This window comes from Bradyrhizobium sp. B117 (assembly GCF_038969555.1).
Taxonomy (GTDB): domain Bacteria; phylum Pseudomonadota; class Alphaproteobacteria; order Rhizobiales; family Xanthobacteraceae; genus Bradyrhizobium.
This window is the reverse complement of record NZ_CP152414.1, coordinates 8293453-8314228: the sequence shown is the minus strand read 5'-3', so window position 1 is coordinate 8314228 and position 20776 is coordinate 8293453. Positions and strand designations below refer to the sequence as shown.

Below are 20776 nucleotides of genomic sequence, written 5' to 3'. Positions count from 1 at the left end.
ATGGTTGAGGTGATCACGGCTCCGCCCTCGCCTGTCCCGGTTCGACGGAGGCAAGCGCACTGGCGGCATGGCGCAATCCGATGGCGCATTCCGCTGCTGCTCACGACCCCACTGCTGCTGTACATGCTGGCGTTCTACGCCTTGCCGGTCGTCTCAATGCTACTGCGCAGCCTCAACGATCCGACCTGGTCCTTTGATCACTACACGGCGCTGCCCAACGACGCGGTATTCCTCAAGGTGTTCTGGGTTACGCTCAGAACCTCGCTCGTCGTTACGCTCGCCACGCTGGTGCTCGGCTACCCGGTTGCCCTCGCGCTGTCTCGCGCCCGCTCGACCGCGCCCTTTATCCTGATGGTCATCCTGCTGCCGTTCTGGACCTCCGTCCTGGTGCGCAGTTACGCTTGGATGGTGCTGCTGGGCCGTCACGGCCTGATCAACGAGGCGCTGCTGGCGCCCAAGTTAATCGCGCATCCCATCCGCCTGCTCAACACAACGCTTGCCACCGAGATCGCTATGACGCACATCCTGTTACCCTATATGATTTTGCCTATCGCCAATGCGCTGCGGCAGATCGACCCGTCGCTGGCGCGTGCCGCCTCGGGACTTGGTGCCACGCCACGGGGCACCTTCTGGCAAGTCATTCTGCCCTTATCGATGTCCGGCGCGGCCGCTGGCGTGGTGCTGGTGTTCGTACTGGCGCTCGGGTTCTATATCACGCCCGCCATGGTCGGCGATTCGCGGGACGTTACGCTCTCGATGTTGATCGCTCAGCAGGTTGAACAATTCAACTGGGGCTATTCGGCGGCTCTCTCCGCTGTGCTGCTTGCGACCGCGCTCGGTCTGATTGCGGTGGCGCAACGCCTGCCAGGCGTCGGGAACGCCTTTCGGATGAGCCTGCGATGAGTGCCGTTCGATATTCGATTGACCGCTTGCTGCCGACAACGATCGTCGGCCTCATCCTCCTCTTCTTGGCCTTCCCGATCATCGTGGTGTTTGTCCTATCTTTCTCGTCGGCGAACTACCTGAGCTTCCCACCACCCGCCTTCAGCCTGAAATGGTACGCCGCGTATTTCGGCAACACAGATTGGCTGGAATCAACCTGGCTGAGCATCTGGATCGCCGCCGTCGTGGTGCTGTTATCGACAACGCTTGGAACACTGTCTGCTATTGGCATCACAGGCCTACCGCGGCCTCTGCGGGTTGTCGCGACCGGCCTCGTCCTATCTCCGCTGATCGTGCCAGTAATCGTGGTAGCGATCGGCATCTATTACACATTCTCTCGCTATGGCCTCGTCGGTGCGCCGATCGCGATCGTGTTGGCGCACACCTGCCTCGCGGTACCTTTCGTCGTGACCAGCGTCACCGCCAGCCTCGCTGGTATCGATCCCAGACTTGAACAAGCGGCGCTCAGTCTGGGCGCCACGCCTGCCGGTGCGTTGTGGCAAGTGACCTTGCCACTAATCCGACCGGGCGTGCTCGTCGGCTCACTGTTCGCGTTTATCGCCTCTTTCGACGAGGTGGTCGTTGCACTGTTCCTGTCCGGATCTGGCGCGGTCACGTTGCCAAAGCGCATGTGGGACGATGTGCGCTTGGAGATTAATCCCACAATCGCGGCCGTATCGACGCTGACGATCCTCCTGGCGGCCTTGCTGCTTGCGACCACGCATCTACTGCGCAGGCGATCCGAGCAACTGCGAATCGTCTAAAAGGACAGGGATCCTCATGGGAACGTTTGCGCTAATGATGGGATTTTGGTTGGGGAAAAACGAAGGTTCGTTTGCACGTTCGACCTGCGCTGGGAGACGTGAGCGGAGAGTGACCTTGCGCGACCGGTCTGATGTTGCGGCGCGCACGTATGGGCTCGATCAACCTCAAGCGCGTCTATGAGAGGTCTCGATAGGTGTTGGAGCAATGAATGAACGCCTTTTCAACGAATTGCGCTGCCTCGCTCGTCCAGCAAATAAGGCGGCCGATTGTCATGTTCACGTCTTCGGCTCATGTAGAGACGTCGTATCCCCGCGCTTTCCTCACCCTGATGAGCCGGCGACGCTTGCGCAACTCGAGCTTCTTGGCAAGTCGTTCAACATTCAACGTTACGTGCTGACTCAGCCGAGCTTTCTCGGTTTCGATAATAGCGATCTCTTGAAAGAGCTGGCACGCCGGCCGCAGGACTTGCGTGGCGTGATTTGGCTCGACGCCGATACCGATCCTGCAGAGCTTCCGGGACTTGCTGCGCGGGGCGTGGCCGGTCTGCGCTTCCCGATGTTTTACTCTCGTGAGATGCCTCAGTGGGACGCCTACGCGGATTTGCTCTCCGCCGCAGCATCCTGCGGCATTCATGTTGAACTCGGTGTGCACGGGAGCGAGCTCGTCAAAGCTCTTCAATTTGTGCTGAAACGCGGCGCAAACGTCGTTTTTGCTCATCTTGGTATGTTCGATCCCGACGCAGGACCAGACAGGGATCCCAGCTTCCAAGCGTTGCTCGAAGCAGCCGCAACTCGTCGAGTCTGGGTCAAACTCTCTGCACCGTATCGAACGACTGCCCTGCACGCAGCGCGTGCATGTGAGCGCCTCATCGCAACTCTCGGTCCGGAGCGCCTTGTTTGGGGATCCGACTGGCCGCATATTGGCGCTCCCCTCGACCGCCGCGCTGCCTATGCCGAAAGCATGCAGTGGTTTCACAGCTGCGTGCCAGAGGCCGATGTCAGAGGTCAAATTCTCGAAGGATCGGCAGCGACACTTTATCGATTCCGTCCACCTGCGAGCGTTCCATTTCTCACTTGCGAATAGCGTGGAGAGCCGCTGATTTCGGCCTTTATGATAGTATGGGTCGGATTCGGCTGGATCAAGACAATGAGCCTGCGCAACGTTTGCTGGCCCGCGCTTCACGTCGTATTTCCCGACTCCTAGTGCTGCTGGACGTTAGCTTCCGGTTTCGCCGCACTCCAAGAGGCAGCGCCGGAGCGGTGCCGCGGTCTGCCCTGGGCAGCTGGCAGACACCGAAGAGCAGGGAACACCATGGGCGTGTCCGCGCCGACCATTTCTGGTAGGCACAATACTTCGGAACAACCCGACCCGCGATCCACAGCGAGACGCTCTTACAATCTTAAATCGTCATAGTACTTTGCCGAAATTCATGATCCCGAGCGGTTCGAGTACCGCTTGATGAACCGCATGAGTAACTTGTCCTTCAATGGCAGCGACTCCTGGCGCTTAAGCACGCCAATCCGTGCTCGGCCCAATCGGCCCGCCAGGCTTGCGCACCATGTCGTAAACAACGGCGTTTATGTTCTCCCAGCGTGCCATTAACTGTAAGCGCTTAGCCGTCACCCTATTGATGCAGGCTTGACGCTTTGCGGAATCGCCACGGCATGAGGTCTTCGATCCTGCTGTGGGGATGGCCGTCGATGATTGCCTCGAGTGTTTCGGCGATGTAGGCAGCAGGGTTTACGTCGTTGAGTTTGCAGGTGGCGACGATCGAGGCGAGCAAAGCCCAGTTCCGCCCCGATTTCATGTCCGGCGAAGAGCGCGCTTTTTCTTGGTCAAGCGGATCGGCCGGATGGCGTTCTCGACCGGGTTGGTGTCGAGCTCGAGACGCCCGTCTTCGAGGAAGCGGGTCAGCCCCTGCCAATGATTGAGCGCATAGCGGATATCCTCGGCGAGCGTCGAACCGCTGGAGATCATCGACAGCTGTTTCTCGAACCAGGACTTCAACGCGGCGACCATAGGCAGCGAGGCTCCTTGCGCGCGGCCAGCCGGATGTCCGGCGATGCGCCGCGCACCATGGCTTCGATGGCGTAAAGCTGGGCGATGTGCCGAATGGCGGCCTCGGCGATCGGCGACTTGCTGTTGCGGGCCAATTTCACAAAGCGCCGGCGCAAATGGCTCCAGCAATGCACGAGCGTCCAAGGCCCTTGCGGTCGAACGACTTCGGTCAGCCGGTCATATCCGTCATAGGCATCGCATTGCAGGAAGCTTCCGCCAAAGCCGTCCAGGAACTGCTCCGCGAAGGCGCCGCTGCGACCGGGGGCATATCGGAACAACATGATCGGTGGACTTGGACCGCTGTGGCCACGGTCGTCTGACGCGATCGCCCAGAAGTAGCCTTTCTTCGTTTGACCTCGCCCCGGATCAAGCACCGGTGCCGTGGTCTCGTCCATGAACAGGCGATCCGCCATGCCCAGGTGGCGGCGCATGTGGTCCGCGATGGGCTGAAGATGGAAGCAGGCGCGGCCGGACCAGTTGCCCAGAGTCGCCCGATCAAGCCGAATGCCTTGACGCGGATAGATCTCGGCCTGACGATAAAACGGCGTGTGGTCGCCAAACTTGGAGACGATCACATGAGCGATAGCCGCTTCGGTCGGCAGCCCGCCGGGCACGACGTGTTCCGGTGCGTGCGCCTGCGCGACAGGGCCCGAGCAGCGGCGACAGATGTATTTCGGGCGGCGTGTGACCAGCACGCGCCATTGCGCCGGGATCACGTCGAGTCGCTTGCTGACGTCCTCGCCGATCTTCGTCATGGCGCCGCAACCGCACGGACAGAGCGTGCTCGCAGGCTCGATGATCCGTTCCACTCGCTGCAAATGGCCAGGCAGACAGCCGCGATTGCAATGGGAGCCTCGATCGTCCGGATCGCTGCGCGATCGACCCTGGATGACCTTCTCGGCTCTTTCCTGCGCCGCGTCCAGAATGCCTTGCGCGATCTCCACGTCTTCGAGCGGCAAATGGAACTGATCTGGTCGTAGCTTCTCGGATTTCGAGCCGAACTTGTCGCGTCGCAATTCGCCGAGAATGACCTCCAGCCGACGCCGCGCTTCCTCCGATGCCGCCAGTGCCCCCTGATGCTAGCTCAAGGCCGCCTGCGTTTGCGCCAGAAGCGCCTTTAGGCGTTCGTTTTCGTCGCGCAGTGTCGCGATGCTCATGCGCTATTTCGAGCACATCGCCGCCCCCCCGTGCCACGATCAAAATAGCTGCCGAGTCATTCTGCCGCAGTTATCCCGCCACCTGCGGGCGCCGTGCTTCTTCCGGGCGGACCAATCTCCAATCCAGCCCTTCGAACAAGGCAGCGAACATCGCCGGCGACATGCGCATCACTCCGTCCGCGATCGTTGGCCAAACGAACTTGCAACCTTCGAGGCGTTTGTGCACCAACACCAGACCCGTTCGATCCCTTACCAAAATCTTGATCCGGTCCGCTCGTTTCGATCGGAACACGAAGGCTGCGCCGCTGAACGGATCGAGACGAAGCATCTCCTGTACCTTCGCCGCAAGCCCGTCGTGGCCACAGCGGAAGTCGATCGGCCGCGTGGCAACGTAAATCTTCAGATCAGCACCGGCCGCGATCATCGTGACGCTCGCACCGCACGGATCACCGGGATAGCTGGTCAGCATCTATGGCTGTGTCAGTCCGCAGCACGACATCGCCGATCGCAATCTCAAGCTTGACCACCGGAGCCTGACGCTCCTTCAACGCATCTTCCACAACCGGCGGCGCAAACGTTGGTGGAGACGCCTCGCACGGTGGCAACATACCTCGCTGTCGAAGCCGCCGTCGCCAATCGTAGACCTGCCAGCGCGTCACTCCGTGCTTGCGCGCTACCTCGGGTACCTGGACGCCGGGCAACAGACTCTCCGCGGCGATCCGAGCTCTCTCAGCTTCCGACCGCACACGACGTCCTGACGGCCCTTCAAAAATTTCCAGCCGGCTCACCGACCCCGCGGATGAGCCGTCCAAATAGACGTCCTTTTTGCTGTCCAATCCCATCCGAAGTCTCCGTCCTAACCGGAGGCTTCTTCGCACAGCCATCCCAGTCCCGAAGCAAGGGTTCCCGCTTAGCGCTTACCATTAACTCCGCAGCTTTTCGCTCCGACTGGCCGGCTGACATTGTAGTGCATAGTGCCGTTGCGGAGATGGCGCGAAACGCCCCCAGTGGTGCGCTCGGAATCGTGACGACGGCAGAGTCCGCCTTGGCGATGAAGGCAGGCACCGCAGCGATTCGCACGGAGATGTCGTGCTTGAATGAGCCGCCCTGCCTTCTGCGGCAGACGTCTCCATCGCACGGCTTCCAAAAAAGAGGCGGGACCCTGGCTCAATTAGCCGCGGTCACTGCGTCGCCGACGATTTGCTCCTCAAGCCGCTTTGCGCGGATCGCCTCTGGGATTGGACGCGCGTCGTTCCGAGGACTTTTTCATCAACATGTACCACGGAAAGGATGCTTCTTAGACGTGCATCGCTAAGTCAGATGCTATTGCAGATAGAGTATTTACAATCCCGGAAAAGTAGCTCGGAGTTCGTCGACGTGCCTACTGCCTCCCTCTGCGCTAATGATAGGAGCTTCAGCGCGTCCCCAGCCGCTTCTAAAGCGGGATGGGTTTAGTCTAATCGATTTTGGATTCCCAAATCAGTCGGTTTCTGATTCGCCGTGCTGGCTGGACGCTCTTCTTCCTGCCAAAATACGTGCAGACCTGAACCCCATCGAACAGGTCTTTGCGAAGCTTAAGCACTCGGTCCGCAAAGCTGCCGCGCGAACCGTCGACGCCGTCTGCTCTGCAATCGGCCAGCCACGCACTCGATGCCTTTACTTCAGACGAATGCCCCAACCTACCTCAAAAACTCAGGCTATAAGCTAATGCCATCATGCTTTAGGCGGACATAAGCCGTCTCCGTCGCACCCTCCAGCGCCAAACCGGGCGCCTCACGCTTAATGCTCTCAATCAAATGCCCTGATCATGCAGTCAACTAAGTTCGTCCCGGTCGCCATGATCGGTCGCATTGCCGGAAGACAATGACTGGTTTGTGGGAGGTTGCAAACCCATGGCATTCACCGAGCAACGTACTGATAGTTGGACTGAGCTAATCAACAGAATGAAGAAGATCCTCAACTCCGTAAGCGATGAAATCGCGCATCGATCTGTCCGCTGCCATGTGCCCTGAACGATGCCTCCGCTCGAGCAGGATATCTGCAGAGGCGTTCAATGGTGTCGTTGCCGGACGAGGTTCTTTGACTTGGTCGTAATGACTAATGAATCCATAATTCCTGCGCACAACTTTTGGACGCTGCGATGGACCTCGCGCCGCATCTTCTTGTCGGTGACGTGCACAAAGAGGCCGGACCTGATGAGCCCAGGACGAACTCGCGGGCGCAAGATGTACATGCCAGCGCGGAACGCCAAAATATTCCGTTTCGCTGAATTTTTCTCCAATAGCTCGCGTACTTTGTGGTTTCCTTGGCGTCGATAGGTCCTTGCAGTTCGGCTCGCCGGCTCCCGGGGAACCCACCAGAAGAGGCAATGTGCGCGTGGTGAAAGCCATGCTTTAAAGCGGTCGGCAAGATCAGCAATAAACCTGGGAGTCATGTGATGGCATACAGTAACATTCTCTACGAGTCCAATGATCGTGTCGCGTGGATCACCTTGAATCGACCGAGCAAGGAATGCACTGTCTCTCAAGCTCTGCAACGAATTCCAAGACGCACTCGCGATCGCCGAGCGCGATCCAGAGCTGCGTGTGGTTGTGGTCAAGGGAGCGGGCGGCCGGGCATTTTCTAGTGGCTTCGACGTGGACGAAGACACAACAGAGTTCGGACCCACAGATCGTGCTGCTTGGAGTTTTGAAAATCTGAGCAGGTATTTCGACCACGCCAACAAGATCATGCGTTCCGTGTTCAATTGCCCCAAGCCGGTTATAGCGATGATCGACGGCTATTGCCTAGCCGCGGCGTTGGATTTGGCCATGTGGTGTGACATCCGCTACTGCTCTGATGCTTCGCGCTTCGGTGCGATCGAGGCCCGGATGGGGATTGGCGACACGGAACTCCCGATCATGTCGCACCTGATCGGTCAGCGTTGTCGCGAGCTGGTCTACACAGGAGATATGTTCGACGCCCAGGAGGCCTACCGGCTCGGGCTCGTAAACCGTGTCTTTCCGAAGGATCGCCTTGTAGAAGAAGTCACGCGCATCGCGAAGCGTACGTCTCGCATCGCACTCCCAACGTTGGTGTGGAGCAAGAAAGCACTCAACAATACGCTCCTGGCGGCAGGACTCGAGTCTGCTCTGCGATACAGCCTCATTGCCGACGTGCTCATCAGCAGCTCTGACTCCGAGTTCCAGCACTTCCGTGAGTTGCATCGTAATGAAGGTATCAAGGCCGCACTCGAGTGGCGCGACTCCATTTTTGCGCGTTTCGAATCTGAGACATCTTCCCGTCCGGTATACGAGCAAGCGAAGCCGGATGGTGGAGCTGACTAAGTGGCATTCAAACTGACCTTTTCGGTAACTCAAGCCTGACGATCCTGCGCGCCACCGATAGCGGTGTCGCGGATCATAGGTGCTCGGATGCACTTTGGCGTTTGTGCAGGTGGTACCTAATGTCAATCACTAATTCAGAAGGTGCGCTCGCCTACCTCCCGCCGCTGCGCGGCGATAGCGGAAACCTGTTGTCAGCACATTGGCACTGTAGTCTCGATGAGTGATGGTCGCGGCGCGGATGAGTTGGGGCTGACGCGCCTCAGTCAAGGCCAGTACATCGGGAGGGCACGGGAACCGGGCTCGAAAGGATCCAGCGCGGTTTAGGGGATCTGCTTACATCCGGATCAGTCTCGCAGATCTTCTTGCACTTGTCGGACGGTCGGCTCTTTCCCCTCGGCGTCGCCCATCTTGCCTCTTTTCGGTTGTTACATCCATTACATGCTGCTCGGCGAAGGGTGCCCGGAACCGCGCGTCGCCCCAGCGTCGGCGGATCGCGTTGGGCTGAATGGTGCCGTAGCTGCTCAACCGACAAACCAGCGAATGGAGATTTGTCCTCCGCCGTCACGTTCGTTGGGCGCCCACCGCTTACGCTCGCAGGTGGCTGGTGAGATACTTGCCAATATCCGCAATTAATCAAAACGGGGACCCGGTCCCCACTTCGAAGCGAAGGGACGATCCTAGTCGCGAGCGCGCATGCAATGCCTCGTTACTGAGAGTTGATGTCCTTCGGCAAATCCACTCGCGTAATACGCCTCTTAAATCGATAACCAACACGTCGGCACCTCCGGATCTCGAGGGCGAATAGATTGCGCGCCAATTTGCTGCTCTCTCCCGGTAGCGGCTTAAGAATTTAGTCGATATGATCGCCATCCACCGGATCCGGTCCTTGTAGAGCCCGACGCAGCTCTTGTGGCGTTGCGGAGACAACGCGTCAACTTACATCAAGTTATGACTGCACCTCGATGTCTCGCATCGCGACGCCGGACCATACACTGATGTCCAGCTCGTCGGCCGTGAAATCAACATCGACATCATTGTCAGGCAGTCGCCAACCTCGGCATGACGCGACCGGCCTCACATGAGAACTCCACCTTGTCATACCAGCGGCGTCCGATTGACTACGGCAATGTCGGAAATCCGGCAAACGTCTGGCTTGTTCCAAGGGCGCGCTGCTAACTATATGCGTGGTTCCTCGCGTTAAACAAGCCGCGTCCCGTGAATGGCACGCCGATTGCTGGAATGAAGCGGGCGGCTAGAGAGGCCCTGTCCCGAGGAACTCCCGATGAGACCCGCTCAATTGATCCTAGCCAACGCGCTACGCGCGGAAATCCAAAAGCCGGAAACAGCTGTTGAAAGGTATGGCCCTTGCCGGGGGCGGAGAGGCAAGCCTTTGCGCAAAAGGAGAAGGTGAGCATGATCACTGAAGTATTCATTACCTGTGCGCTCACGGGGGCTGGGAGTTCGGTCGAGCGGAGCCCGCATGTGCCGGTAACTCCCGAGCAGATCGCACAGTCGGCGATCGAAGCGACGCGTGCGGGAGCGGCGGTAGTGCACATCCACGTGCGTGATCCCGAAACCCGGCGCGGCTCGCGTGATCCGGCGCTATTTCGGGAAGTGGTGCGGCGCATTCGAAAGTCGGACGTAAACCCTGTGATGAACCTAACCGCGGGGGTCGGCGGCGACCTTACGCTTGGTGGGCCTGAGTCTCCTTTGCCCCCTGATCCTGGGAAGACGGACATGGCGGGCGCGCTTGAGCGGCTCGTGCACGTAGAAGAGCTGCGCCCTGAGATTTGCACAATGGACTGCGGGTCAATGAACTGGGGGGCGGGCAGTCAGTACATCATGGTCAACACTGCCGGGACGCTGCGCGCGATGGCCGCCCGCGTGAAGGAGTTCGGAGTGCGTCCCGAGCTCGAGGTGTTCGATACTGGTCACTTGGTGGTGGTGCGCGACTTGATCGAGGAGGGGCTGATCGACCGTCGACCGTTGATCCAACTTTGCATGGGGATTCGGTACGGCGCGCCGGACGATCTGACAACGCTGATGGCGCTAGTGCACCAACTCCCGCCAGGGACCGTGTACTCAGCGTTTTCGATTGGGAGGATGCAGCTTCCGTACGCGGCATTGGCGCCTTTGATCGGCGCGAACGTGCGGGTAGGGTTAGAGGACAATCTTTACCTCTCCCGCGGACGTCTAGCGACAAACGCCGAGCTCGTGCAACGGGCCGTAGAGATTCTTGAAAGGATGGGAGTACGGGTTATGAGCCCGGATGAAGTCCGCGAGAAGCTCGCGCTCAAGGTCCATGCCTGATAGTCAAAGTTTCCGTGTAAGAGTTTAAACCAAGGCCTGTTGACTGAAGACCCAGGTTGTAGGTGATACTGGGAAGTATTCGATTGGCTCGGTGCTGTGGCCTTATGCAGGCATTTAGGACGGTTAGTCGCGAGCTTACATCCGAAGATAGCTCTTTTCGCGCGACTTGCCCGTTATCAATCGTGTCAATGACAACGAGCGGTTCCGAAATGGGAGGAGGAATGATGTCAGAACGTGGTTTGTGCGGGATTGTCACAGGTTCGGCGTCGGGACTTGGGGCCGCAAGTGCTGGCCTGTTGGCTAAGGATGGCGCGCGTCTCGTGATCAACTATTCCAAGAGCCAGCTGGAAGCCGAAGTCACCGCCGAAGTCTGCCGCAACGCAGGCGCCGCCGAGGTCGTCATTGTGCAGGGGGACGTGTCTCGCGACGAAGACTGCAGAAAAATTGTTGCAGCCGCGGCGCCCTGGGGAAAGCTCGATGTGCTAATTAATAATGCCGGCACCACCAAGCACGTGCCGCACCACAGTCTTGAAGGATTGTCGGCTGAGGACTTTCAGCATATCTATTCCGTTAACGCGATCGGCCCGTATCAGATGATTCGTGCGGCGCGGCCCTTGTTGGAAGCGAGTGCCAAGATATTCGGGGTAGCGGCGGCAGTGGTCAACGTCTCTTCTGTGGCCGGTATCAGTGGCTACGGTTCATCAGTAGCTTATGTCGCGAGTAAGGGCGCTCTTAACGCAATGACTCTATCGCTCGCGAAAGCCCTCGCGCCTGCCATCCGCGTCAACACGGTTTGTCCCGGCTACATCGACACTCCCTGGTACACTAAGGGGTGCGGCGAGGCGCGTGCCAAGCAGGTGCGTGATGCAACGGCTGCCAAGGTACCGTTGAAGATCGCCTCGAGTGCAGAGGACATCGCTCAGCTCGTTTATTTTCTGGCGAGTTCCGCTTCGAGCAACATGACGGGTGAGTGTGTCCGCATGGACGCAGGCTTGCACTTGATTTGGTGAGGGCCGCGTCATTAATGGGTTAGGTCTACGCCTCTTGCGAGTAGCCAGCTCAGATGAGAGCGATACCACTGCGGAGGTCGGTGTCAGATTGGGGCTGCGATGACAGATGCACTAGCTTACTAGCCTACTTGATCTGATAGCTGTCCAAGCGAGATAGCCAATGGTTTCGTTCGCTTAGTCTAGGGTTCATCAACGGATTAAGTCGGCCCGATGTTGACAAGCCTAATTGTCCTGTAGGCGCCGCTGAGCGGTCGCCGTAAATCGTCGAGAAATTAGAATGGAGAGCGAAATGCAACAGCAGATCGCGTCCCGATGGGCCGCCGCACGACACGTTTTGGAAAACCGCTCACGTTATTAGCGTGAGAGAGCCACATTTCGCTGCCGCCCAGATGATTGGATCTCATGTCGAGCTCGATCCTTGCCGAAGCGAAGCAGATCTCTCTAGTGCAATGCCACTCGCCAGGAAGCGAGCGCTCGATAAGAAAAGGTGGATCTGGCTTTTCGAGCCCGCACGCGCAACCCGGAGAACATCTCCTGATTCTGCGATCGCCTACCGCTCATCTCGGTTTGCGGTTAAATCTCTATCCATGGTTCCATTCCGGAGGGTACTATGCCTGAGGCAAGCTCGGGTACGAGCACGTTCTCAAACCGCACGGTTGCGACAGGTCGCGACACGTTGCACGACGCGACTGAGTTGCGGCACTCGACGATGCGGCTCGACGCGTTGAAGGAGGAAAGAACCTCCTGAAAACTGGACACGGAACGTGAAAGTTGTCTGTCGGGGTGAACCGCCGCTGCCGCGCTAGACATCCGCGCAACGGAGAGCAACGGCAACAAGGAATGGGACCGATGCCAATCCACTACCCCGCCATACTTAATCTAAGGAGCCACGCCGTTCCATATGGCTGGAGCGATCGCGAGGTAATGCTTTATGCGCTTGGCATCGGCATGGGATCGGACCCTCTAAACGCGAATGAGCTCCAGTTTGTCAATGAAGCATTTGCGACGCCTAAGCCGCTCAAGGTTGTTCCGACCTTTGCTTCGGTCTGCGCTTGGCAAGCGCGTCCCGGACCTATCGACCTCAATCAAATCATGGTCGTTGATGCCGAACGCGACATCACATTTCACAAGCCCATGCCTGTCACGGCCAGCGTTACCGCGGATTCGCGCGTGCGCGGGGTCTATGACAAGGGTGAGGAGAAAGGCGCGATCATTCAGAATGAAGTCTTGGTCAAAGATGGCGAGGGCGACAAGCTAGTCACGATTGCATCTTCAATCTTTGCGAAAGGCGACGGCGGCTTCGGCGGACCGTCAGAGGGAATGCCGGGGCCGCACCGAGTACCTCTCCGAGCCCCAGACAGATCAATCGATATCCCGACACGACCCGACCAAGCGCTGCTCTATCGGCTATCGGGTGATCGAAACCCGCTGCATGCAGATCCAGAATTCGCACGGTGGGCCGGCTTTCCCAAACCAATTCTCCACGGCATGTGCACGTATGGACTGACCTGTAGGGCTGTGTTGCAGACGTATGCCGACTACGATCCTTCTGCTTTCCGGCGCCATCGCGTCCGCTTTTCCGCCCCGGTGTTCCCGGGCGAGATCATTACAGTCAACCTCTGGAAGGACGGCAATTCGATCTCTTTCGAGGCTCATGTGCGAGAGCGCCAAGTTACCATTGCCAAGAATGGGCAGACCGTGCTGGGTTGATACCTTTCGGAGGTCATCCAGTGGAATAGCTAGCAAAAACCCAAGTTGCCAAGCGGCCCGACGGAACGACCTTGCAAGAATACAAAGCTCCTGGCGCAGCGGCTTAGATTGAGCGTAGATTTTCTGGTGCACACTCGCATCAGCTCGGTCCCAAGAATGCGCGAAACCGGGAAGGCATGACGTAGTTGATGCGGAACTTCTGATTCATGTTGGGTTCGACAATCCTGCAGGAGACCCATCAAAAGCGGGTACGAGGTCTAAATCGCCTCGCCCCGATTTACCGCAAGGGCAGCCCAGGAGCTAAATGCGAATTTTCAGATGGTTGGCGAGCCGTCGTCTGTCTCGAAGGATTTCAGGTGGCGGCCCGGTTTCGGAAGCTTTGAGTCTCAGTGCTGGGCCCTGCCCGCGAAAGATGTTGAACCAACCGAAAGCACACCAATGTCCAAAAGGCCCATCGACCTGCTCACCATCCTCGACCTCGAACGGATCCAGACGGACCTGTTTCTCGGAAAGAGCTCGAATGCCAGCTCGCAACAGGTATTTGGCGGCCAAATCATTGGGCAGTCTATGGTAGCGGCATCCCGCTCAGTGAAAGGACAGGTGGCGCATTCGCTGCATGGCTATTTCGTCCGCGCCGGTGACCCGCGGGTGCCGATCCTCTACAAGGTCGGGTCGCTGCGCGATAGCCAAAGCTATTCAATCCGGAGCGTCACCGCGATCCAGCATGGAAATATGATCTTTTCGATAATGATTTCATTTCACGCACATGAGCAGAGCGTCTTTGATCACCAGGACTACATGCCCGCCTTGCCACCCCCGGAAAGGCACACCCACCAGGGGTTATCCAAGCGGTCGACCCTTCCCGCGATGATGGAACGGAGCCGCGCTTACTGCGAATCCGATTGTCCGCTAGAACTGCGCCCGGTCGAGATCGACCGCAATGTCGGTGAGAATATCAATGACGCCCGCACTCACATCTGGATTAAGTCAGCGGCGAAACTTCCCGATGATCCGGCGCTGCATAAGTGTGCGCTAGCCTATGCCTCGGATTGGGCGCTGCTCGATACGGTAATGGCGCGCTATGGCCGCTCGCTGTGGGACAGGCGCATGATGTCGGCGAGCCTCGATCATGCAATGTGGTTTCACCGCCCGTTTCGGGCCGACGACTGGCTGCTTTACGTGCAAGAGTCGCCGAGCGCGCAAGGTGGACGTGGCTTTGCGCGCGGGTTGATCTTCGATCTAGGCGGCGCACTGGTGGCCTCGGTCGCCCAGGAGGGCGTAGTCCGCAAGCGGCGCTAAGATCTCACCGTGCGAAGGGCTGCTCTAGCACATGTCACCGCCCAACTAGTTCTACCTAGACGGTTCATTTTCGGCGGGAGTTCTCGGCGAGTGGATGGGTTATGCTGCCGCTATCAGTCTCCCCGATTGAATGAGAGCACCGAAGTCGATGTTCACTTCGAGGCCAGCAGCTGTCCGCTACGGCTATTCTCGCCCGCAGCGCGCTCGTGGCAGCCTGATCAGCGCCAGCGAGCTCGCGGCCCATCAGATCGGCAGCCGAAATTCTGTCTTTGGATCCAACTCATGATCATATTGCGGCGAAGATTTCAGGCACTGGCAAACAGGAAGCCTTTTGAGAGCTAACTTGAGCGCGTTAACGCGTATGTTACCCCTGATGATCGGATATGACGTCCTGCTCCGAAAAAGGCCAGAAGACCCACACCTTCGCACCAAAACAGGTGGACGGTCGACCTCTAAAGAGCACAGGAGAGTGTCAGAATGCGATATTACTCCGAACCGAGAGCCAGTGGCAATTTGACGACCCGATGGTGGTCAGTCGTTGAACTTCAGCAGCAATCGTAGACGGCAGACGCGACAGGACTACCACCGTCTCGACATCGGTCGTCAAGGACGCTAGTCGGCGCGCCATAGGGGGTATGGCTCGCCGGGCGGGACATCATCTGTCGCAGCGGCTGGTCTCAGTCGCCAATGCTCAAGAGCGCTGCATCACCTTTGAATGCTGATGCGCTCTACGCCGCACGCTTCTCACCAGAGTAGGTAGTGCTCGGCCTTCATTGATCATTGTATTGTGTATCGGAAGCTTGCCACGAACGTGTGCCGCAGCACGTCACGATAGCTCGAGCGGAGCCAATGACAACGGCAGTTGATCTATTGTACGTATTACGTTCCCCGAAGCAAATGACTGCACCACCAGCGACACGTCGCATATCTCGCGGTTCAGACCGGATTATCATATGGTTCGCGCCTAAGTGTGTGGTGCTGCTATTCGGCAGCGAATATTGGAGAACAGACGTTTGGATGAAGGATGAACGCGGGGCGTTTAGTCTACTGCGATAATTAGCGCAAATCGCAAATGACCAGCTTAATGCGAGTCAGCGAGTGCGGTCTCGACGATTGCGACAGCCGGGACAAATAAGGTACTGGAGCATCAGCATGACCGATAAAACGGCGCCGTCGAAGAAAGTGTTATCGCATTTTCGGATCGTCGAGATCGGTAGCTCGGCCGCAACCAGCTATTGCGCGCGGTTGTTTTCCGACTTCGGCGCCGACGTTCAAAAGGTCGAGCCGCCTGCAGGTGATCCGCTTCGCCGCAGCGCGCCACTGACGCCCTGCGGCCAAAGCGCGTGGTTCGCATTTCTGAGCTTCAACAAGTCTAGTGTCGTAATCGACCCCGCTAAGCCGGACGCGAGCGCGCGGCTTTCGGCTTTGATCGAGAGTTGCGATATTTTGCTCGATGGTCGCGACATCGACTCGGCAAATTGTCCCACCATTGATATTCCGGTGATCCGGAAGCGTCGCCCCGAGTTGATCTACCTCGAAGCGAGTTGGTTCAGCCGCGAGGGGCCCTATGCCGGATTTGCAGCAACCGATTCCACGGTCCGTGCGCTCGCCGGTTTGATCAAACTAATTGGCCCCGTCGACGGCCCCCCGTTGCACGCACCGGACTTCCAGACTGGCATCCTCGCCGGCTTGTGGGGCTTCATTGCTGCCGCTTCTTCGATAACAGGACGAAAGCAGCGTGAGGCCGGGCGGTCCTGGTCGCTCAGTGTTTTCGAGTCGAGCATCTCTCTCACCGAATATCTCATGTTTGAAGCGTTTGAGCGCGGCGACGTGATGCGCCGGCTCGGCATTAACCGCTTCTCTCGTGCCTTTCCGTGGGGCATTTACGAGACGACGAAGGGCTGGCTCGGGGTCGCGGTCGAGACGCCAGCACAATGGCGTGCGTTCTGTGACATGCTTGCCCTCTCCGAATTTCGTGATGATCCAACTTTGATCGTTGGCGCAGAGCGTCTGCAGCGCGCGGAACAGATCGAACGACAGTTCACTCCCAGATTGAAGACGCGCACGGCTCGTGAGTGGTTTGCCGAGGGACTGAAACGTAAAATCCCGATCGTGCCCATGCCCGAAGTATCAGATTTGCTTCAGGATTCGGAGAAGAAGCTGCGTGGCGCGATCGTCCCTCTTCTGTTCGGCCAAGAGGAAGGGTTCACGGTTGGTCCAGCGCAGCGGTTAACATTGACCCCGCCGCTCCGCGGGGGGAAGGTTCCGGCTACTGGTGAGCAGCAGGTTTTCGCAAATAGGCCAAGACAACTGATCAGCAGGCCGTTGGTAGAGTCCCCCTGCAGCGACGTCGATCGGCAGCCATTAGATGGCATTCGCGTGATCGACTTCACGATGGGCTGGGCTGGCCCATTATGTACCCGCACACTCGCTGATCTCGGTGCGGACGTCATCAAGATTGAGGCTATCCAATATCCGGATTGGTGGCGTGGCGTTGACCGGCGGCAGGCATATATTGATGAGCAAATGTACGAAAAAACTGCGCGATTCTGTATGATGAACCGCAACAAGCGTGGTATCACGCTCGATCTGACCCGGCCCGAGGGTGTCGCCCTTGCAAAATCACTTTTGGCGAGAGCTGACATTGTCGTCGATAATTATTCAGTCGACGTGTTGCCAAAGCTTGGGCTTGGTTATGACGTGCTAAGAGCGCTGAATCCTCGGCTCGTGATGATGTCGATGTCAGCTTTCGGTTCGAATAGCATATATAGAGATTGCCGGGCTTATGGCTCAACTCTCGAGCAGGCATCGGGGCTGCCAGGCGTAATAGGAAACCACGATGACCGACCCGTGATGAGCCACGTCGCTTTTGGGGATGCCGTCGGCGGATTGAACGGCTGCGTTGCAGTTCTGGTTGCGCTGATTCACGCTCAGAACACCGGGCACGGACAGTTTATTGACCTTGCGCAGATTGAATGCATGATGCCGTTCGCTGCGCCATGGATTACCCTCCATTCGATGGACGCCATGCCACCAAAAAGGTATGGCAATAGACATCCGCAGTTCGTGCCGCATGGCTGCTTCCGATGTGCAGGTGAGGATAACTGGCTCGTGGTGGCAGTGACGGACCAAGACATGTGGCATAGGCTTGCGCTGCTTATTGGTCGGCCTGACTGGGCAGAGGACGCCTCGCTGAAATCTGCAGAAGCTCGCCGGTCTATCGAGGAAGACGTGGAGAAAGAGATCGCAGTCTGGACACTCGCTCGCAATCCGGATCAGGCGATGTCCGAGTTGCAGGCTGCAAAGGTCGCCGCCGGGGTGGCCCAGCTGCCAATTGATCTGCTCAAGGATCGGCATCTCCAGTCGCGTGCATTTTTGCAAGAGTCAGAACGTCCTTTCATAGGCTTGCATCCGCAGCCCTCGATGCCGGTTCGGGAAGGTGCAGGGCCCGTTGCGATCCACATGGCGGCGCCGACACTCGGACAGCACAACAACGAGATTCTATCAGAGCTCCTCGGCCTCTCCGACGCTGAAATAGCGCAATTGGCTAGGGAGGGCATCATTGGTACTGCGATGCTTTCCGAGAAAGAGCTCATAAAGAAGAAAGACGTGACTAACAATTAAGGCTTATCCTCCAGGCGTTGTCCGGCCTCTCGGCAAGGTGTCGAGATGTCTTCGTGTTTCCGACGCGCAATGCTCCGGTGGGCGCTTTGGAGTAAGATGCCGCGCTCTCAGGGATATGCTGCGCACGCGGCCTTGGGCACCGGGTGCCGGACTTTGATGCGGTCGCTCGTGTTTCTTCCATACGCTTCGTCGGGCGCAACAGAAACAGTAGGCATCGATCTTCGCGTCCTAACTGAAGTGCCTTCCGGCTGGGTCTGCCTTCCTTTGGTCTTTCTAGGCCTCGGGCAGCAGCGCATAACCTTTGATGCCGTAGTGCTCGTGGGCCCGCCAGCGAGCCCGTGGATCACTCGCACCCGAGTCTAAACCGTTTCACCTGTGGCGGAAGTGTATCGGGCGTTGGCGAAGTAGTTGATTCATTGTGTTGACGAGATTACGATGTGTCGCCATGGGTCCTCGAGGGCATGCCTCTGTGCGATGCGCATCCAGTACTTGATCTTCGCGTAGGCCTTTCCGATCGGATTGAGCTTAGGTGAGTAAGGCGGTAGATACCGAAGCTTGACGTCGGCAGCGTGGATGATGCGGCGCGGAGCTGTCGATACATGGCTGCCGAGATTGTTCATGCGGCGGGCTTGAGAACGAGCGCGGTGCTGTTCGGCATAAGTGCTGAACCATTCGCCGTTGATCGATCCGTCGAACACACAACGAGTGGTGAGACCATCACAGCGCAGAGCGCCGAGAAATGTCAAAATCCGCAAGCGACCGTGCGCCGGAAAGCCCTCTACTCGGTCGTCCTCGGTCCCTCAAGCCGTGCGGTGGAGTGATATTAGTCTTGATGTAGATCTCGTCGATGAAGACCAGGCGCCGGGATCAAGGCTGATCTGCCACGACACACGGTCCGCGGCGACCTCGCGAGACCGGAGCGGCACTGCTCAACGGAGAACACCGTTTTGAACTGCAGCCTGTGCCGCAAGGACATCCAAACTGCATTGTACGAGACATGAACCCAGCGCTCAACGAGTTCATCTTCCAGCCTGTGAACGTCAGATGCTGTGTTCGGATGATCGGCATCTTAATGAACGCCCGATGGGGTTCTAACACCGGCCGGCGCTGCCGCCCATCCCGTCGCCGAACCCATCGCGCGATAGCGCTGCGACCTCTTCAACACTGGGAACAATGAAACACCGAACCGCGCCGCCACCCTCACGGCTGCGGCCATATGCTCACCCCGATTATTGGAAGGGCGGGCTCATCAGACACAGTTAGTCGCAGCCAACATCTTGAAACACAAACTGCCTCCTGGAATCCCTGCCGACTCAGCCTTGCCTTCGGGGGGGCGTGCAGCGAGACCGAACTTTGGACCACCCAGAACTAGAGTTTTGCGCTCTTTGCAGCGAGACCGAACTTTGGACCACCCAGAACTAGAGTTTTGCGCTCTTATCACGTTGGCGGGCCGGTGGCGCCGGCGTGATTTTGCAGCAAAATCGGCGGCCGATTGCCGATGGCTCCATGGGGCCGCTCCTCGTTGTAGTATCTGCGCCAAGTCTCCACCTTTTCCCGGGCGTCCGCAAGCGACAGAAACCAATGGGCATTGAGGCATTCGGCCCGGAAGCGGCCATTGAACGCTTCGATAAAAGCATTGTCGGTCGGTTTGCCCGGGCGTGAGAAGTCCAGCGTGACGCCGCGCTGGTAGGCCCAGAGGTCGACGTCGCGCGACACGAACTCGCTGCCTTGGTCGACGCGGATCGTCGCCGGGAAGCCCACTTCGTTGCAAACCCTTTCCAGCACCTCCACGACATCGGTGCCGCGGAAAGTGTGCCGCGGCTCCAAGGCGGGCGAGAAGCGGGAGAAGATATCGATAATCGTGAGCACCCGGAGCTTGCCACCAGTTGCCAACTGGTCATGAACAAAGTCCATCGCCCAGGTCTCGTTGGCGCGCGTCGCTGGCCTGCGGTCATCGCGCAGCTTAGCCTTGACCCTCCGTTTCGGCGATTTATTGCGCAGTTGCAGGCCCAATTCGCGATAGATGCGACGGGTCTTGTTCTGCCCATGACCCCATCCCTCGCGGCGGAGCAGGACGTGGACGCGGCGATAGCCGTAGCGAACGCGAACATGGCAGATCTCCTTGATCCGAGCTTCGAGAGCGGCCTGGCCGGAGCGACGAGATTTGTAGTGGTAGGTCGATCGATCGAACTCGAGGGCCTCACAAGCCTTGCGGATCGAGACCTGCCACTCACCACAAACCTCATCGACGAGCTTGCGCTTCCGACCAGGCTTCATAGCTTTCGGCGGATCACGTCCTGCAACATCTCCTTGTCGAGCGACAGATCGGCCACCAGCTTCTTCAGCTTGGCGTTCTCGTCCTCGAGCTGCTTCAGCCGGCGCATCTCGGTCGGCAGCAGACCGTCATACTTCTTCTTCCAATTGAAGTAGGTCGCCTGGCTGATCCCGGCCTTGCGGCAGATCTCCGCCACCGCGCCCCCGTCGCTGCCCTGCTTGAGAATGAACGCCTTCTGGGCGTCCGAAAACTTCGAGGCCTTCATCGTCGTCGCTCCTCCCAGCCGAGGGATTTACGCCG

13 protein-coding genes and 2 pseudogenes are annotated in these 20776 nt (G+C 58.3%); 11 read left to right on the top strand and 4 right to left on the bottom strand.

Annotated features, from left to right (window positions below; translation table 11 throughout):
- From AAFG16_RS39890 to AAFG16_RS39880, 3 genes are all read left to right on the top strand, one after another.
- A complete protein-coding gene (locus AAFG16_RS39890) occupies positions 1–903 on the top strand; it encodes an ABC transporter permease (RefSeq protein ID WP_342734219.1) in 903 nt (300 codons plus the stop codon).
- Complete coding sequence (locus AAFG16_RS39885) at positions 900–1706, top strand: ABC transporter permease (protein ID WP_342734217.1); 807 nt, start codon at positions 900–902, stop codon at positions 1704–1706. Before AAFG16_RS39890 ends, AAFG16_RS39885 begins: the two co-directional genes overlap by 4 nt.
- 205 nt (positions 1707–1911) lie before the next feature.
- On the top strand, positions 1912–2790 hold the full coding sequence (locus AAFG16_RS39880) for an amidohydrolase family protein (RefSeq protein WP_342734215.1): 879 nt from the start codon (positions 1912–1914) through the stop codon (positions 2788–2790).
- Positions 2791–3331: 541 nt separating this feature from the next.
- Here the strand turns inward: AAFG16_RS39880 and AAFG16_RS39875 are convergent.
- The 3 genes and pseudogenes from AAFG16_RS39875 to AAFG16_RS39865 all read right to left on the bottom strand — a co-directional run bounded on the left by AAFG16_RS39875 (position 3332) and on the right by AAFG16_RS39865 (position 5764).
- Positions 3332–4832: pseudogene (locus AAFG16_RS39875) on the bottom strand (IS66 family transposase).
- Between the two features lie 160 nt (positions 4833–4992).
- Positions 4993–5391, bottom strand: coding sequence for an IS66 family insertion sequence element accessory protein TnpB (gene tnpB / locus AAFG16_RS39870; RefSeq protein WP_342734213.1), 399 nt, complete (start codon positions 5389–5391; stop codon positions 4993–4995).
- Positions 5369–5764, bottom strand: a complete 396-nt coding sequence (locus AAFG16_RS39865; RefSeq protein WP_342734211.1) for a transposase — start codon at positions 5762–5764, stop codon at positions 5369–5371. Before AAFG16_RS39865 ends, tnpB begins: the two co-directional genes overlap by 23 nt.
- A gap of 698 nt (positions 5765–6462) precedes the next feature.
- On the opposite strand from AAFG16_RS39865, the pseudogene AAFG16_RS39860 reads away from it, so the two are divergent.
- The 8 genes and pseudogenes from AAFG16_RS39860 to AAFG16_RS39825 form a co-directional block, all read left to right on the top strand.
- Positions 6463–6656, top strand: a pseudogene (locus tag AAFG16_RS39860) (hypothetical protein); the annotation flags it as partial.
- A 761-nt stretch (positions 6657–7417) separates the two neighbouring features.
- Positions 7418–8248: an enoyl-CoA hydratase/isomerase family protein gene (locus tag AAFG16_RS39855; protein WP_342741047.1), complete on the top strand. Its 831-nt coding sequence runs from the start codon at positions 7418–7420 to the stop codon at positions 8246–8248.
- Between the two features lie 1413 nt (positions 8249–9661).
- Positions 9662–10558 (top strand): 3-keto-5-aminohexanoate cleavage protein, encoded by an 897-nt coding sequence (locus tag AAFG16_RS39850; protein WP_342734209.1) that lies wholly within the window; start codon positions 9662–9664, stop codon positions 10556–10558.
- A 224-nt stretch (positions 10559–10782) separates the two neighbouring features.
- On the top strand, positions 10783–11568 hold the full coding sequence (locus AAFG16_RS39845; RefSeq protein ID WP_342741046.1) for an SDR family oxidoreductase: 786 nt from the start codon (positions 10783–10785) through the stop codon (positions 11566–11568).
- A gap of 849 nt (positions 11569–12417) precedes the next feature.
- The gene (locus AAFG16_RS39840; protein ID WP_342734207.1) at positions 12418–13278 is read left to right on the top strand and encodes a MaoC/PaaZ C-terminal domain-containing protein; all 861 of its coding nucleotides are present in this window, start codon (positions 12418–12420) and stop codon (positions 13276–13278) included.
- Positions 13279–13716: 438 nt separating this feature from the next.
- Entirely contained in the window at positions 13717–14577 is an 861-nt protein-coding gene (locus tag AAFG16_RS39835; protein WP_342734205.1) for an acyl-CoA thioesterase II, read from the top strand.
- Between the two features lie 1152 nt (positions 14578–15729).
- Entirely contained in the window at positions 15730–18201 is a 2472-nt protein-coding gene (locus AAFG16_RS39830) for a CoA transferase (protein WP_342734203.1), read from the top strand.
- A gap of 599 nt (positions 18202–18800) precedes the next feature.
- Positions 18801–19022 carry a hypothetical protein gene (locus AAFG16_RS39825; RefSeq protein ID WP_342734201.1) on the top strand — a complete coding sequence of 74 codons (222 nt, stop codon included), beginning with the start codon at positions 18801–18803 and terminating at the stop codon, positions 19020–19022.
- A 616-nt stretch (positions 19023–19638) separates the two neighbouring features.
- On the opposite strand, the gene AAFG16_RS39820 is transcribed toward AAFG16_RS39825, so the two are convergent.
- A protein-coding gene (locus AAFG16_RS39820; protein ID WP_342734199.1) for an IS3 family transposase occupies positions 19639–20741 on the bottom strand; the annotation gives its coding sequence in 2 pieces (ribosomal slippage) (positions 19639–20480 and positions 20480–20741; 1104 coding nt in all).
- Positions 20742–20776: the final 35 nt, after the last annotated feature.

Coding starts and splice junctions, on each gene's coding strand:
- AAFG16_RS39890 (WP_342734219.1), top strand. CDS start 1: ATGGTTGAGGTGATCACGGCTCCGCCCTCGCCTGTCCCGGTTCGACGG.
- AAFG16_RS39885 (WP_342734217.1), top strand. CDS start 900: ATGAGTGCCGTTCGATATTCGATTGACCGCTTGCTGCCGACAACGATC.
- AAFG16_RS39880 (WP_342734215.1), top strand. CDS start 1,912: ATGAATGAACGCCTTTTCAACGAATTGCGCTGCCTCGCTCGTCCAGCA.
- tnpB (WP_342734213.1), bottom strand. CDS start 5,391: ATGCTGACCAGCTATCCCGGTGATCCGTGCGGTGCGAGCGTCACGATG.
- AAFG16_RS39865 (WP_342734211.1), bottom strand. CDS start 5,764: ATGGGATTGGACAGCAAAAAGGACGTCTATTTGGACGGCTCATCCGCG.
- AAFG16_RS39850 (WP_342734209.1), top strand. CDS start 9,662: ATGATCACTGAAGTATTCATTACCTGTGCGCTCACGGGGGCTGGGAGT.
- AAFG16_RS39845 (WP_342741046.1), top strand. CDS start 10,783: ATGTCAGAACGTGGTTTGTGCGGGATTGTCACAGGTTCGGCGTCGGGA.
- AAFG16_RS39840 (WP_342734207.1), top strand. CDS start 12,418: ATGCCAATCCACTACCCCGCCATACTTAATCTAAGGAGCCACGCCGTT.
- AAFG16_RS39835 (WP_342734205.1), top strand. CDS start 13,717: ATGTCCAAAAGGCCCATCGACCTGCTCACCATCCTCGACCTCGAACGG.
- AAFG16_RS39830 (WP_342734203.1), top strand. CDS start 15,730: ATGACCGATAAAACGGCGCCGTCGAAGAAAGTGTTATCGCATTTTCGG.
- AAFG16_RS39825 (WP_342734201.1), top strand. CDS start 18,801: ATGGCTGCCGAGATTGTTCATGCGGCGGGCTTGAGAACGAGCGCGGTG.